We start from the raw sequence: 15,434 nt of genomic DNA, 5'->3' as shown, positions 1-15,434 counted from the left end.
TCTCAACTATTATATAAAAATAAAACTGAATTTTCAGTTATTTTGTTATATAGTAAAAGAGAACGAATAAGGGGAGGGAACATTTTGAGTAAAAAGAAAATGGCAATTACACTGTCAGCAATGCTATCTGCAACAATTATACCTAGCTTTACTATGGATGTGCATGCAGAGAAGAAAGAAGAGACTAAAAATACGAAAATTGAATTAGAAAATGGGATGACAAAGCCGATTTATTCTCTCGATGAAGCCATTATCGAAAATTTATATGTAGAGACAGAAGTTGATAGTGATCGCGACGGTAAGAAAGACAGAGTATCGATAAAAGTTATGCGTCCAAAGACAGATTCGAATGTGAAGGTTCCTGTTATTTATGAAATGAGTCCATATCGATCTGGATTAAAAGATGTTCCTGTATATAATGTAGATGAAGAATTGTATGCGTATGAAGGAAAACCGTATGGAGCGGTTAATCTTGGTTCGTATGGGAACTATTACGTGCCAAGAGGTTATGCAGTTATTCTAGGCGAAAGTATCGGTACTGGAAAATCAGATGGATGCCCTACAACTGGAGATGAACAAGAAATACTCGGTACAAAGTCTGTTATTGATTGGGTAAACGGTCGCGCGAAAGCATTTACAGAACAGGGTGAGGAAGTTCAGGCAAATTGGTCTACAGGAAATGTAGGTATGACTGGAGTTTCTTATAATGGTACACTACCAAATGCTGTTGCGACTACTGGAGTTGAAGGTTTAAAAACAATTATTCCAATCGCAGCAATTAGTAGTTGGTATGATTATTATCGTGCAAATGGTGCAGTAATTGCGCCAGGCGGATATCAAGGAGAAGATACAGATAATATGGCAGAAGCAGTACTGACAAGGGAAAATCCTGAAGTTTGCGGACAAGTTATAAAAGAGTTAACGGCTGGACAAGACCGAAAAACAGGTAATTATAATGATTTTTGGGATAAACGCAATTATGTAAAAGATGCTAAAAATGTAAAAGCAAGCGTATTTGTTGTTCATGGTTTAAATGATTGGAATGTTAAGACGAAGCAGTTCGCGCAATGGTGGGATGCACTCGGAGAAAATCATGTACCTCGTAAAATGTGGCTACACCAAGGTGGTCATGGTGGGACATCAAATAATAACTGGCAGCAAACACAAAATAAATGGTTAGATTATTGGTTGTACGGAATTGAAAATGGAATTATGGATGAACCAATGGTTGATGTGCAAAGAGAAAATAAATCGTGGCAAAAGATAAAAAATTGGCCAGATCCAGCGGCTGTACCTTCAAAAATCCGTATGTATTTAAGTAATAAATCAGTCAATTTTCCACTAAGTATGGGATCTGTTAATAAAGTTTTCTCATTCTTAGATGATGCACAAATGAAATCAAATCAATTAGTAGCAAACCCAGAATTAGAAGTAGCCAATCGATTAGTATATACAATGCCTGTACTGCAAAAAGATACACGCATAAGTGGTACACCAAAGATTTCAATTACAGGAAATATTGATCGATCTGTATCAAATTTAACAGCATTACTTGTTGACTATGAAGGAACGAAGCCGGAAATCGTAACGAGAGGCTGGATGGATCCACAAAACTTAAATAATATAGAAGATTCAACAGCGATTCAACCGGGCAAAGATTATACATTCACATGGGACATGCAGCCAGATGATTATGTCTTTAAAGCTGGACATCAAATAGGGGTCGTTTTAATTGCTAGCGACTATGATTATACAATTAGACCGAAAGCGGGCACGAAACTTACAGTGAAATTAAGTGAAGTGACATTGCCGATTGTGAAATAAATATCTTTTCCAAAGAGTTTACTAAAGTAAGCTTTTTGTTTTATAGTCTGAATTTTTAATTTTATATTTCAAATTGGAAGGTTATGTAATACAATATCATTATATTCTATGGAAAGTGAGTGATATATTATGACAGTCAGCTCTTTCGAAAGCGCATTAAAATTAGAGGTACGAGAAGATTAGTTGAATTGGAATCTTCCGTACGTAAAAACGGAGGAGAAAATAAATGTTTAGTTTTTATAGTACACTTTGTACGGAACTGTATGATTACACAAAACCAGTCGGTTATTCTTTAAATGGTGATATTGAGTATTACAAAGAACGTTTAAAAGATTGTAGAGGTAGAATTCTCGAAGCTGCAGTAGGTTCAGGGCGTGTCATCATTCCGCTTCTAGAGGCTGGTTTTAAAGTGGATGGGATAGATTATTCACCTGAAATGCTTGATTCTTGCCGTAAGCGGTGTAAAGAGAGAGGCTTACATCCTAATTTATATGAAGGAAGCTTGCAACAATTTTCACTTCCGCATAAATATGAGGCGATTATCATTCCTACTGGATCTTTTTGTTTAATTGAAAATCGTGTGGATTCTATAAACGCATTGAAATGTTTTTATGAACATCTTAATCCAGGCGGACGATTAATCGTAGATATTATGCTTCCGCATGACTGGAAGACTGGGGAAATTCATACATCGACTTTTTCTTTGCCGAGTGGAGACGGAATCACATTAGAAAATAAATCAATTGAAATAGATTGGCTGAACCAAGTTACTGTATCATATTTGAAATATGAAAAGTGGAGTAAAGGACAGCTAGTACAAACAGAGTTACAACGTTTTGCGCTGCGCTGGTATGGAATAGTAGAGTTTAAACTCCTTTTAGAAAGTATAGGTTTCTCTAACATTACTTGCTCTGCTGAATATGTTTATGAAAAAGAACCGTCAAATGCAAATCAAATGATTACTTTTGAAGCTCTGCGAAACGAAAAATAGAGAACTATCTATGGAAACAAGGCAGTCAATACAAAATCGACTGTCTTGTTTCCATTGTCCAAGCATTCTCCTACTAACTACATATACTATTTATGTTAAAATCGGTCACTATTTTAAACAGGACTGCTATTTTAATATATATAACTATGCAGGGAAGAGGGGAGAATAAATTTGGAGAACGTAGAACAAGATAGAATTGAAAATCAAGTGTATTCAAATCGTGTAGTAAGATCAGAATTTGATTCGAATTGGGAAACTTGTATATCAAAGAGTGGTTATGTAATTTATGTAGCAACAAGTAATAATGCTGAAGTAATAGTGCTTCTTGCAGATGGTTCAAGTAAATTATTAATTTTCGAAAAAGGCGGTAAAGTAGTAGTTGGTGGCGGTGGAACAAGTCATTACAGTAAGCCGCATATTGCAAGAAATATTTAAGGTAAAACATGTTAATTGAGAAGAAGCTGAAAGACGGTTAGTCATTCATATTTAGAGAATGACTAACCGTTTTTAAATGTAGTTTTTGAAGAATTATATATGTTATAGTATAATAGTGTTTTAAAACAATGTTATTTTAATATATTTCAAATTTTGTTATGTATTATTTTTATATTAAATTAGCACCTAAAGTATTTTTTTATATAAGGAGTAGTAATTAGAGAAATGAAAAATATAGACTTTATACTAGAAAGTGATGAGGCATTAAAACCGTCTGAACGATTAGTACTATTATTATTAGAGAAGCATAGAATGTTATATACGAACGATCTATTGGCATTATCAAATTTATCATATAAAACATTAACAGATTCATTAACGGCGCTTGTTTTAAAATCGTATGTGTTAAAGGAAACAGGTAAGGGAAGAAGACAGAATTGCTATAGATTAGTATGATAAGGCAGCTGTTTTAGAGATTTTTACATATGTTTTTTAATCGTAAGGCGAAAATGTGTTTTTGGTTTTCAAACGAAAAACTTACTATAAGAGGGGCTAAGATAGTAGTATTTCATTTTTGTAAGTGTAATTATTTCGTCATTGAAAATACAAAAATAAAATAAACCGCATAAAACAGAAATAAAAAAACAATCCATTTTTAAAATGGATTGTTTTTTTATTGGAATAATATTATTTGATATGTTGAAAGCATGAATAGCAGAATAAACATTACCTGTTTTAGTTCATGCAACTGAACGAATACGATGAAAACTATGTGTATAGTTTTTTTAATTGCTTTTTTCAGTAACTCTAATGAAATCATAGTCTTTATTGTTTAAAGGTATTATTTTAAACATTATTGCTATTCAACATTAAGTACAAAAGTAATTTATAATATTATTATGTAAACTTAAGTTTTTAAAAGGAAAATGTAATAATTAATAGAACATGTAGAAGGGGATGCTTAAATATTTTGAAGGATAGGAGATTATTATGGAGCATTTACAATCAATAGTACAAGCTGTTTTAAGTGGTCATAAGGAAAAAGTAGTGGAGTTTATAAAGGCGAGTCCAAGTATTTATTGTTAACGAATGTAGTGAAGATGGATGGACACCACTTCATTTAGCAGCTTATTTTGGACAGAAAGAAATAGCGAGTTTTCTTTTAGAAAGCGGTGCAGATATACATAGTAGAGCGAAAAACGAAAATGAAAATACGCCTTTGCAAGCAGCAATTGCGAACAAGCAAAGTGAACTTGTTGCTTTCTTAATTGAAAAAGGATCAGATGTAAATATTATGCAAAGTGGTGGCTGGACAGGACTTCACGAAGCGGCATTATTAGGAAATGAAGAAATAATTATGTTACTCCTTAAAAATGGAGCTAATAAGATGATAAAGAAAAATGATGGGAAAACAGCGTATGATATTGCATTAGAAAAAGGATATGATCATCTATTACATCATTTGAAACAGGAAGTGAACTTATGATGAATAAATGGAGTGTTGGTATATTTTTATTTAATGAAGTAGAAGTGTTAGACTTTGCAGGGCCATTTGAAGTTTTTTCTGTAACTGAGGTGAATGAAGAAAAACCATTTACTGTTTATACCGTTAGCGAGAATGGGGAAATGATTACAGCAAGGAACGGATTGAAGGTACAGCCAGATTATAGTATTGAAAATTTACCATCAGTGGATATTTTAATAATTCCGGGTGGGCTAGGTGCTAGAGAATATGAAATAAAAAATGAAATAGTAATAAAATGGATTCGCCAACAAATGAAAGAAGTAAAGCTGATGACTTCAGTTTGTACAGGAGCGCTATTACTGGCGAAAGCAGGTTTACTGGAAGGTTTAAAAGCAACAACACATTAGGCTAGTATTGAAAAGTTTAAAAATGAGTTTCAAAATGTTGAAGTTATAGAAAATGTAAAGTTTGTAGATGAAGGACATATTATAACATCTGCCGGAATTTCAGCTGGAATTAATATGGCATTTCATATTGTGAAAAACTTGTTAGGTATGCATGTTGCGGAGGACACAGCGAAGCGAATGGAGTATGATATTAGTTTGCCAAATTAAAAAGCCCGGATTGGGCTTTTTATATTGAATGAATATAGTTAAGCTCTTCATCACTCAAAATAGGGCGAACAGATGCATTTGCATTTTCTTGTGCTTGCATTCCGGTTTTGGCACCAGGAATTACAACACTTACTGCCGGATGAGAGAGTACATAGCGAAGTGCAAGTTGCCCTAGGTTCTGATTTTTATTTGAGAACAATCGAAGTTTTTCTACGGTTTGTAAGTCTTCTTGAAACCAAGTTTCATTTGGCCATTCTTTGCGTAAATCTCCATCTGGAAAAATTGTTTTATTTGTGAATTTTCCAGTTAAAATGCCCATTTTTAATGGACCACGAATAATAGCTCCTAGATTTTTCTCTTGTAAGAATGGTAATATATCTTTTTCAGGTTTTCGATTTAATATATTGTAATCAAGTTGTACGATATCAATTTCGTTGTTGTTATTGAAATGATGAATGTATTGTAAATCATGAGTCGAAACACCGACTGCCCTTACTTTTCCATCACGTTTTAATATGTCAAATGCACGTAGAAATGCTTCTGTTTCTCTACGATTATGTCACCAAATATGACAAAAATAAAGATCAATATAATCTGTTTGAAGACGTTGTAAACTTGTTTCAAATACGGCGATGATTTTTTTGGGAGTATCATATACAGGAACTCCATTAGGGTCGTAGTGGTGTCCGATTAAACCACCTTTCGTTGATAGGATAATATCATTACGATGTCCTTTAATCGCGGTAGCCACCAACTTTTCACTATGTCCTAAACCATACACATCCGCAGTATCAATAAAATTCACACCACACTCAATTGCTTTTTTTATAGCAGTTATAGATTGTTTATCGTTAACAGGTCCCCATTCATCACCACCGATTGCCCATGCCCCAAAACCTATTTCAGAAACAGTTATTCCAGTTTTACCTAATGTGCGGTAATGCATATTTCCCCTCCTTGTAAGCATGTTATAACATGGATATGTGAGGTAAGAATTTTGTGTGTGAAAAAACTCTTCTACAATAGTAGAAAAAGAATTACAGAAACTACTATTTTATAGCAGCATGTATAAAAAAAAACGGTGTAAATGTAGAAATGTCGTCGAATGCTATCTTTAATTGGTTAATTTATGGGATATTTTTGTGAAGGAGTTTATTTTATAAGAATAGAATTTAGTTTAGTAAGAAAACGTGCCGATGGTAGTGAAAAATATGGGTTAGGGGGATTTGAATGAGGAAACTCAAACGAGTAAATGTTCCTAATATACCAGAACAATCATCACAACCTAGTGACAAGCGTAAGATAAATAAAAAGAAGTTAAGGCGTCTTATTTTAATGGTCCTTTTTATTGCGGCAACTACTCTGTACGTTCAATATATTTTAACGAAACAACAAGAAGTAATTGATAAAAAGAAAGATACGATTACGGATCAAAAGAAACAATTAGTATCTTTAAAGAAAGATAAAGGTTCTTTAAAGACTAACATAGAAAATTTAACAGACGATGAAGAAGAAATTTTGAAGTTTGCGAGAAAAGAGTATCAATTTTCTAAGTCAAATGAAACTATATTTGTGATGCCAAAGTAATAAAAAAACAGCTAGCCATTGAACTGCACCTCCAATTGTTAGACACCGTCTAACAATTGGAGGTGCAGTTTTTTATGTATGAATGTCATGGTACAAGGAACAATCACATATTGTAAAAATGAAGAGTTTAAGCTATTTGCATAAATATGGAATATGGAATATGCACTAAAATAAATGTTGTTAAAATTCTGTTAATTATATTATAATACAAGGTAAGCGGATACATTTTTTAATCAACGTTGAGTTCCTCGCTCATACGACTATTAAGAAACCCGTTATCCTCGTATAAGAAAGGAAGATAGCTGTGTACGCTTCAAATACAATTTATATCGTAGGGGATGCGAAAGCACCTCAAAATAATCCCATTACTGAAAAGTTTAAAAGCTATTTCGTAGCATTTGTACTTGTTAAGGATACAGGGGAAATTGTAGATGCAGACTGCTCAGCGACAATTGCATTAACATCTCAATTTGTTAAATATTTATTTCTACATAAAAATATAAATGACCCGGCGTTAGTAATGGAAGTAAAGAACCGATATTTCGGCTCTTCTCAAAAAGCGTTACTTGTAGCGCTAAAAGATGCACAGAAAAAATATAATCAGATTGCTGCTTTGTCTACTCAATCATAGACAAAATCCAGCCGTAAGAATCATTCTTATGGCTGGATTTTTTTATTTCACATTATCATCCTACACCAAAAGTAAACGAAAACAAAGTAGAGAGATAGGAGAGTAAATGCTCAATAGGTTTACCTAATAATCTGTGGGTATAAATTTCCAGTGGATTAAGATTTCACTTCATTGGAAGAAGAAAGGATGAACAAAATGAAAATTACAGACGTAAAAGTAAATCGTAGACGTATAAAACTGCATACACCGTTTAAAACCGCACTTCGTACTGTAACAGAAATTGAAAGTATAGATGTTTATATTCATACAGACGAAGGATTGATTGGTAAGGGGGCTGCAGCCGCAACGCCAGTTATTACGGGTGATTTCACCAGTGGAATGGAAGAAGCGATTTTAGGACCGATGCGTTCATGTTTAATTGGTCAAGATATCATTCAGTTTCAGCAGTTACTACAGCGCATTCAAATGAGTTGTATTGGAAATTCAAGTGCGAAAGCAGCGGTAGATATCGCTTTATATGATGTATATTGCCAATATCAAAATGTGCCGTTATATGCATTGTTAGGCGGGAAGAAAGAAATTTATACCGATATTACAGTGAGTGTGGATGAGCCTGTATTAATGGCAAAAGAAGCGAAGAAACATATAGAAAAAGGATTTCAAACATTAAAGATTAAAGTGGGTAAAGAGGCGCATTTAGATTTGGAACGTATTGAGGCAATTCGAAATGTGGTACCAAGAAATACGACATTACGTTTAGATGCGAATCAAGGTTGGAGTCCAAAAGAAGCGATCTCTATCATTCAAGAGATGGAAAATCGTAATTTAAATATAGAATTTATTGAACAACCAGTACACGCGAAAGATTGGGATGGGTTAAAGTACGTCAAAGATCGTGTGCAAACGCCAATTATGGCCGATGAAAGTATATTTTCAGCAAGTGATGCATTAAAGCTCGTTCAAGGAAGATACGCAGACTTAATTAATATTAAATTAATGAAATGTGGTGGCATACGTGAAGCATGGCGTATTGCAGATATCGCAGAAACGGCTGGTGTGAAGTGTATGGTGGGAAGCATGATGGAATCTTCACTTTCCGTTAGCGCTGTTGCACATTTAGCGGCAGCACATCCTAATATACATTATTTTGATCTTGATGCACCGCTTTGGTTAATGGAAGAGCCAGAAGGAATGACTTATTCTGGATCAAAGGTAAACCTTCAATCGACAATGAATAGTAAGTCTTAGGAAAAGAGACTAGTAAATTATTTTTTTAAGGGGGATATATATGAAAAAAGTAGGAACTGCATTTTTAACAACTTTATTTATATTTTCATCGTTTACATCGGCAAATGCTGAAGAAAAGAAGGATAATAAAGCATTTATAGATGTATCTGCTGCAACGTTATGGACAGCACCTGATTCATTAAGGTCAATCGATACACCGAGTGCAACAAATCCAGTGGATCTATGGAAATGGACGAAATCAATGACACTTGACGAGAAACTATGGTTAACAAATGCAAATAAATTAGAAACACAAGCGTTACTCGGTCAAGAAGTAACCGTTATTGATAAGAAAGGCGAGTGGGTGAAGGTATTAGTGCATGGACAGCCAACACCACGAAATGAAGAAGGTTATCCGGGCTGGATGCCTGAAAAGCAATTAACATATAATCAAGAATTTGCAGATAAAACAAATGAACCTTTTGTGTTAATAACAAAGCCAACTGCGATTTTATATATAAATCCTTCTGAAAAACATAAATCACTTGAAGTCAGTTATAATACAAGACTGCCGCTATTAAGTGAAGACACAATTTCATACCGTGTATTGTTGCCAAATGGTCAGAAAGCATGGCTACGAAAAAATGATGGAACAGTTTACCGTTCTCAAACTGATATTCCAAAACCGACAGCTGATGATTTAATTAACACAGGGAAAATGTTTTTAGGTTTACCGTATATATGGGCTGGTACAAGTGGTTTTGGATTTGATTGCTCTGGCTTCACGCATACGATCTATAAATCGCACGGCATTACAATTCCGCGAGATTCTGGACCGCAATCAAGAGCAGGAATTGCAGTTGATAAAGAAAACTTACAAAAGGGAGATTTAATCTTCTTTGCACATGATCAAGGGAAAGGTAGTGTCCATCACGTTGCAATGTATATTGGTGATGGCAATATGATTCACGCACCAAGAGCTGAAAGGTCGGTAGAGATTATACCACTAAATACACCAGGATATATAGAAGAATACGCTGGTGCTCGTCGTTACTTACCTTAAAAATAGAGGGGGTTTTTAAATGAAAAAAGTTGTTCGTTACTCATTAGTTAGTACTCTATTAGTTTCTTCATTTTTAGTTGGCTGCGCAAAAGAAAAAACTACAACAAAGCCGAAAGATGAAAAGAAAGTATTACAGTTACTAGAAACGGGTGAAATTCCGTCGTTAAACTCAGTGAAAGTCACAGATGCAGTCTCGTTTAACGTTTTGAATAACGTAATGGAAGGACTATTCCGTCTATCGAAAAATGATGAAGTAATTGAGGCAGGCGCACAAAAATATGAAGTGAGTAAAGATGGAAAGATATATACATTTCATTTGCGTGATGCGAAATGGTCAAACGGAGATCCAGTAACCGCTCATGATTACGTATACGCTTGGAAGCAATTGATTAATCCAGATACCGCTTCTCAATATGCATACATTGCGTACGATGTGAAAAACGCTGAGAAGATAAATAAAAAACAACTAGGTCTAGATGAATTAGGAGTAAAAGCGAAGGATGATAAAACGTTCGTCGTAGAGCTAGAACATCCTGTACCGTATTTTACGAAATTATTAATTTTACCATCCTTCTATCCAATTAACGAAAAATATGCGAAAGAGCAAGGTGATAAATACGGATTAGAAGCAAATAAAGCGGTATATAATGGACCATTTACATTATCAGAGTGGAAGCATGAAGCTAGCTTTACAATGAAGAAAAACGATAAGTATTGGGATAAAAAAGAAGTGAAGTTAGATGAAGTAAACTATCAAATTGTAAAAGAAATTTCAACTGCGGTAAATTTATATGAAACAGATAAAGTTGATAGAGCTGTTATTTCTACAGAATTCGTGGATAAATATAAAAATAATAAAGAGCTAAAACAATATACAGATCCAGTTATGTACTTCTTCCGATTTAATGAAAATGTACCGATTCTTAAAAATAAAAATGCACGTCTTGCGCTAAGTACAGTTTTTGATAAGAAAGGACTTGCGGATTCATTTTTAAATGATGGTTCGGTTGCTGCAAACTATTACGTACCAAAAGGATTTTTAAAGGGACCAGATAAAAAAGATTTTAGAAGTACGGCAGGTGAGTTTAATAAAACTGATGTAAAAAAAGCGAAAGAATATTGGGAAAAGGCAAAGCAAGAAACAGGTACAGATGAAGTGACGTTAGAACTATTAAATTATGACTTAGAAAACTTTAAAAAAGTTGGAGAGTACATTAAAGAGCAGCTTGAGAAAAATTTACCAGGTTTAAAAGTGAATGTGAAATTGCAACCACATACGCAAAAATTAGCACTAGAGAAGAAGAAAGAATATGAAATGTCGTTATCACGCTGGTTACCGGATTATCCAGATCCAATGACTTACTTAGAAGTATTCCTTTCTGGAAGCAGTGTTAATAATACAGAATATGCAAACCCAGAATATGATGCGTTAATTAAGAAGATTAAAACAGAATTAGGTAATGATGAAAAAGCTCGCTGGAAAGCAATGCAAGAAGCTGAAAAAATGCTACTTGATGATGCAGTAATTGCACCGGTATTCCAGCGCGGATTATCTTACTTACAAAAACCATATGTGAAAGATTTATATGTACATCAATTTGGTCCAGCTACAAGTTTAAAAGGGGCAGATGTACAAAAATAAAAGAATGGAGAAACAGACTTCACGTATGTGATAGTCTGTTTTTTTGTACAGTTCCGAATGAAATATAGACATTTCATATGTTTTTTTACGACTTAAAAATAAAATTATTACTAAAATTCCAGTGTGAAATTTATGTAGAATCTTGTATAATTAACGTGTTTCTATGGAAACATTTTCTTGCGCTATTTCTATAGGATTTAATAGAACAAGGAAGGAAATACATACATGTATATAATAGACAAATAGAATGGAACATGTATAGAGAAAAAGGAGAGAAAAGATGGCGTGTCAAAGACAAGGGTTACAATTTAATAACGATAGAAAGAGGGACAGAAGATGAAAATGAAGCATGCTTTTGGTCCTATAATTTTAGCGTGTGTGCTTTTTTTCATTATCATTCTAATCCCATCGAAAAGTTTAGTATCGCTTATTAGTGATAAGAAGGTAGAAGATGCGGCTACTTCTTTACAAAAAGAGAAATTACAAAGTGTTTTCTTACAGCAAAAAATGTTAGAGAATTCACAGTATTTACCGATGTACGGTTCATCAGAATTTTTACGAATGGATGCATATCATCCGTCTAATTATTTCAAAGTAAATCCAGCTGGTTTTACACCGTTTTTAATTGGAACTGGCGGTACACAAAGCTTAGCTCATATTTTAAATATGACATCTACTATGGATGAATTAGAAGGTAAAAAAGTAGTCTTTGTTCTTTCACCACAATGGTTTACAAAGACTGGTGTCTCACAAGGGGATTTCACTAATAATTTCTCCAAACAACAAGCATATCATTTTATTTTTAATGATGAGATAAATCCAGAAATGAAGAAGCAAATCGCGAAACGGCTATTAGATTATAAAGTTGTTCAAGAAGATGATATATTAAAAAATTCATTAGAAGGTATTGTATATAATGATACAAAACATAACATAAAAGCAGGTTTAGCTAAACCACTTGCTTATATGCATCGAAATATTTTAGATCATAGAGATTTATTTAACTCTTTATTTAAAATCGAACCGATGAAAGAGAAAACAAATATCGGACTTCGTTCAATTTCTTGGGAAGATGCACGTAAACACGCGGAACAAGAAGGGAAAGCTGAGTCTACTACAAATACATTCGGAATTGAAAATCCGTATTATCATAAGAATAATCTGAAGAAAAAACTAAAAGGTTTAAAAAACTTTAGAGCAAATGAAACATATGATGAATCACCAGAATATGATGATTTACAAATTATTTTAGATTTATTTAAAGAGAAAAATGTCAAACCACTCTTTATTTCTGTACCTGTAAATGGGCCTTGGTATGATTATACTGGATTCCCGAAAGAACGCCGTGAAGTGTATTATAAAAAAGTTCGAGAACAGGTTGAGAAAGCAGGATATCCAGTAGTTGATTTCTCTGGTCATGAATATGATAAGTATTTCTTAAAAGATACGATTCATTTGGGCTGGAAAGGTTGGATTTATTTTGATGAAGCAGTGCATAAATTTAATTCTGAGAAATAAAGTATAGAAATCGGAATGGCTATGAGCCGTTCCGATTTTTTTAGTATAGAGGATTTTGGTGAGGACAATTTGGGAATGCATGTATATCTTGAATCTGTCTATAATCATAATGTTTCATTGCGAACTGGGATTGATAAAGGTATTCATACACATATAATTGACCATCATGAGCTGAACATAATACACCAGAAGTTCCTTGCCCATTTATGAAGGAAATACCGATAGGGCGTCTGATTAAGTATGGTATTTTTTGCTGCCAATGCATAGGGGAATCACTCCTTTTTGAGATAATATACGAAAGAAATGATCAAACGGTTGCTTATCCATGTAAATGTAGATGGAAAGGTGTTATATAATTCTTGAAGATTAATTCATATATAAATAAAAAACCGCTATAACTCCGAATGAATTTATAGCGGTTTTTGTTATATACTTAAGCAAGATTTTTACGCTTTTTTGTCCATTTTTTTATAACGAAGTATAAAAGTATAAGTACGACGCCACCAATTGCGAATGATTTCACATAAGGACTAGCAATATCGTTAATATTTTCCCAATTTTCACCTAGTTTTTCACCTAAATAAATGAAAATAATAGACCAAGGGATAATCGCAAGTGCTGTTAATGTAGTGAAACGTAGTAAAGGCATTTTTGTAATACCAGCAGGAATTGAAATCGCATGACGCACTACTGGAATGAAGCGTGCTGTAAAAATGACGCCAGTTCCGTAACGATTAAACCAATCTTCTGCAGCATCTATTTGTTTTTTATGTATGAAAATATATTTTCCATAACGTTCTAATATAGGGCGTCCGCCGTATCGTCCAAGCCAATAAATAAAGATTTGGGCAATAACACCGCCAATTGTACCGAATACAACTGCGCCTACAAATGAGATACTTCCATTGAATACTAAGTATCCTGCATAAGCAAGGACAATTTCACTTGGGATAATCTCAATCATAAGTCCAAGCATAATGCCCCAATAACCTAATCCTTCAAAAAACGTTAATACTGAATGAATAAAACTACTTAACATTGTTGCACCTTCTAGTTTATGAATTTTTGAGTATAAGAACCTTTTATTTAATTACGTAAAAGGTTCACTATATGTAGATTATACCTTATTTACATAGGGGATTGCTATTTCAATTCTTTTATGTCTCTCATAAGTATTATAGTAAAGGATATAAGCCGCGTTTTTATGAAGGGTTAATGAAAAGATTATTAAAAATTTCTCATATATCAATGATAATAGACTGAAAATTAAGTATAATGGTATAGGTCTTTCATTTACAAAAATAGGAGGAGAACGTATGTATATTACAGATCCGATTTATGGACCAATCTCTATTCGTGATAGAGATATCCTTCGATTGATAGATACAAAAGCATTTCAAAGGTTGACGCATATTAAACAACAAGGACATACTTATTTTTTACATGAGAACGCAATACATACAAGAGAAGAACATTCGATAGGTGTATATGTGCTAGTAAATAAAGTGATAGAACATCTTACTGAGATTGGTGACATACATTTATCGAAATATGAACGAAAGCTAGTATCTACTGTAGCCCTTCTACACGATGTTGGACATGGGCCATATTCACATTGTTTTCAGCAAATATCGGGTGAAGATCATGGTGAGTGGACGGTACGAATCATTCAAGAGGACGAAGAAATACGTACGATTTTAAATCAAACACCTAGATTATTAGATGATGTAACGAAAGCTTTAACAGAAGATGGAGTTTTTCCAATTATAGATGAGCTCTTATTTAATTCATTAGGAATGGATCAATTAGATTTTTGGAATAGAGATATATATTACTCATCGCTTGAATTAGAAGGTTTACAGATAGAAGAATTGATTGCTAACATGCGTTTAATTGACGGTAAACTTGTTATTGAAGAATCGGGAATCCCCTTCATTGAACAATTAATGAAAATGAAAGAAGGGCTTTACAATAATGGATTTGGCCACCCGTTTGTGATAGGAAAAGGCATATTGCTGCAAACAATTTTTAAAATGATAGAGGAGAAAAATCTTTCGTTCTATACTCCTGGACTTCAAAACTTCTTTCATAAAGGAGAGAAGTTAGAAGTAGAAGACTTTCTTCCGTTACAAGATGAAATGATTTTAAATGAAATACAGTGCTTTGCAAAATCAGATGATGTTGAAATAGTATCTTTAATTCAACTTTATGTTTCACCAACTAAAAGTTTATCATTTCAAAAAGGAGTGGAGGGTGATTTTAAAAAGGAAAATAACAATTTAGCGATAATAACTGAGAAAAAGGCGTACAGTTCATATGCAGGTGGTATTTACGTCCATAGTGAGGGGCAGTTAGAGGACATTTTAGAGAAATCAAATTTCATTCAAGAGATAGTAAAATTGCCTAAAAAAGAATATGCCTATTCAATTTGATTTGG

Annotated in this window: 13 protein-coding genes and 3 pseudogenes; 13 read left to right on the top strand and 3 right to left on the bottom strand. The window is 33.5% G+C overall.

Annotation, left to right across the window (positions count from 1 at the left end):
* The first annotated feature begins 84 nt into the window (after positions 1-84).
* From MHH27_RS14575 to MHH27_RS14550, 6 genes and pseudogenes are all read left to right on the top strand, one after another.
* A complete protein-coding gene (locus MHH27_RS14575) occupies positions 85-1,824 on the top strand; it encodes a Xaa-Pro dipeptidyl-peptidase (protein ID WP_340943062.1) in 1,740 nt (579 codons plus the stop codon).
* A 226-nt stretch (positions 1,825-2,050) separates the two neighbouring features.
* Positions 2,051-2,815, top strand: a complete 765-nt coding sequence (locus MHH27_RS14570) for a class I SAM-dependent methyltransferase (RefSeq protein WP_000490914.1) — start codon at positions 2,051-2,053, stop codon at positions 2,813-2,815.
* Between the two features lie 171 nt (positions 2,816-2,986).
* Positions 2,987-3,250, top strand: a complete 264-nt coding sequence (locus tag MHH27_RS14565; RefSeq protein WP_000432429.1) for a hypothetical protein — start codon at positions 2,987-2,989, stop codon at positions 3,248-3,250.
* A 225-nt stretch (positions 3,251-3,475) separates the two neighbouring features.
* A complete protein-coding gene (locus MHH27_RS14560) occupies positions 3,476-3,706 on the top strand; it encodes a hypothetical protein (protein ID WP_000789031.1) in 231 nt (76 codons plus the stop codon).
* A gap of 534 nt (positions 3,707-4,240) precedes the next feature.
* Positions 4,241-4,736 (top strand): annotated as a pseudogene (locus MHH27_RS14555) (ankyrin repeat domain-containing protein).
* Positions 4,733-5,329, top strand: a pseudogene (locus MHH27_RS14550) (DJ-1/PfpI family protein). Before MHH27_RS14555 ends, MHH27_RS14550 begins: the two co-directional pseudogenes overlap by 4 nt.
* Positions 5,330-5,348: 19 nt before the next feature.
* On the opposite strand, the pseudogene MHH27_RS14545 reads toward MHH27_RS14550, so the two are convergent.
* Positions 5,349-6,275: pseudogene (locus tag MHH27_RS14545) on the bottom strand (aldo/keto reductase).
* A 284-nt stretch (positions 6,276-6,559) separates the two neighbouring features.
* Here MHH27_RS14545 and MHH27_RS14540 point away from each other — a divergent pair.
* The 6 genes from MHH27_RS14540 to dltD all read left to right on the top strand — a co-directional run bounded on the left by MHH27_RS14540 (position 6,560) and on the right by dltD (position 12,997).
* Positions 6,560-6,916 (top strand): FtsB family cell division protein, encoded by a 357-nt coding sequence (locus tag MHH27_RS14540; RefSeq protein ID WP_001228739.1) that lies wholly within the window; start codon positions 6,560-6,562, stop codon positions 6,914-6,916.
* 304 nt (positions 6,917-7,220) lie between these two features.
* Positions 7,221-7,547 (top strand): DUF3870 domain-containing protein, encoded by a 327-nt coding sequence (locus MHH27_RS14535; RefSeq protein WP_000271314.1) that lies wholly within the window; start codon positions 7,221-7,223, stop codon positions 7,545-7,547.
* Positions 7,548-7,733: 186 nt separating this feature from the next.
* Positions 7,734-8,795 (top strand): dipeptide epimerase, encoded by a 1,062-nt coding sequence (locus tag MHH27_RS14530; RefSeq protein WP_140158900.1) that lies wholly within the window; start codon positions 7,734-7,736, stop codon positions 8,793-8,795.
* A 40-nt stretch (positions 8,796-8,835) separates the two neighbouring features.
* A complete protein-coding gene (locus tag MHH27_RS14525) occupies positions 8,836-9,837 on the top strand; it encodes a C40 family peptidase (protein ID WP_340943057.1) in 1,002 nt (333 codons plus the stop codon).
* A 19-nt stretch (positions 9,838-9,856) separates the two neighbouring features.
* Positions 9,857-11,479 (top strand): peptide ABC transporter substrate-binding protein, encoded by a 1,623-nt coding sequence (locus MHH27_RS14520; RefSeq protein ID WP_000758268.1) that lies wholly within the window; start codon positions 9,857-9,859, stop codon positions 11,477-11,479.
* Between the two features lie 336 nt (positions 11,480-11,815).
* Entirely contained in the window at positions 11,816-12,997 is a 1,182-nt protein-coding gene (gene dltD / locus MHH27_RS14515; RefSeq protein ID WP_000782299.1) for a D-alanyl-lipoteichoic acid biosynthesis protein DltD, read from the top strand.
* 40 nt (positions 12,998-13,037) lie between these two features.
* On the opposite strand, the gene MHH27_RS14510 is transcribed toward dltD, so the two are convergent.
* Positions 13,038-13,262, bottom strand: coding sequence for a hypothetical protein (locus MHH27_RS14510; protein ID WP_000558699.1), 225 nt, complete (start codon positions 13,260-13,262; stop codon positions 13,038-13,040).
* A gap of 168 nt (positions 13,263-13,430) precedes the next feature.
* Positions 13,431-14,036: a DedA family protein gene (locus MHH27_RS14505; RefSeq protein ID WP_000952916.1), complete on the bottom strand. Its 606-nt coding sequence runs from the start codon at positions 14,034-14,036 to the stop codon at positions 13,431-13,433.
* A gap of 277 nt (positions 14,037-14,313) precedes the next feature.
* Between MHH27_RS14505 and MHH27_RS14500 the strand changes: the two genes are divergently transcribed.
* Positions 14,314-15,429 (top strand): HD domain-containing protein, encoded by a 1,116-nt coding sequence (locus MHH27_RS14500; protein WP_340943055.1) that lies wholly within the window; start codon positions 14,314-14,316, stop codon positions 15,427-15,429.
* Positions 15,430-15,434: the final 5 nt, after the last annotated feature.

Source organism: Bacillus sp. FSL L8-0152 (assembly GCF_038006365.1).
Taxonomy (GTDB): domain Bacteria; phylum Bacillota; class Bacilli; order Bacillales; family Bacillaceae_G; genus Bacillus_A; species Bacillus_A cereus.
This window is presented reverse-complemented; position numbering and strand designations above follow the sequence as displayed.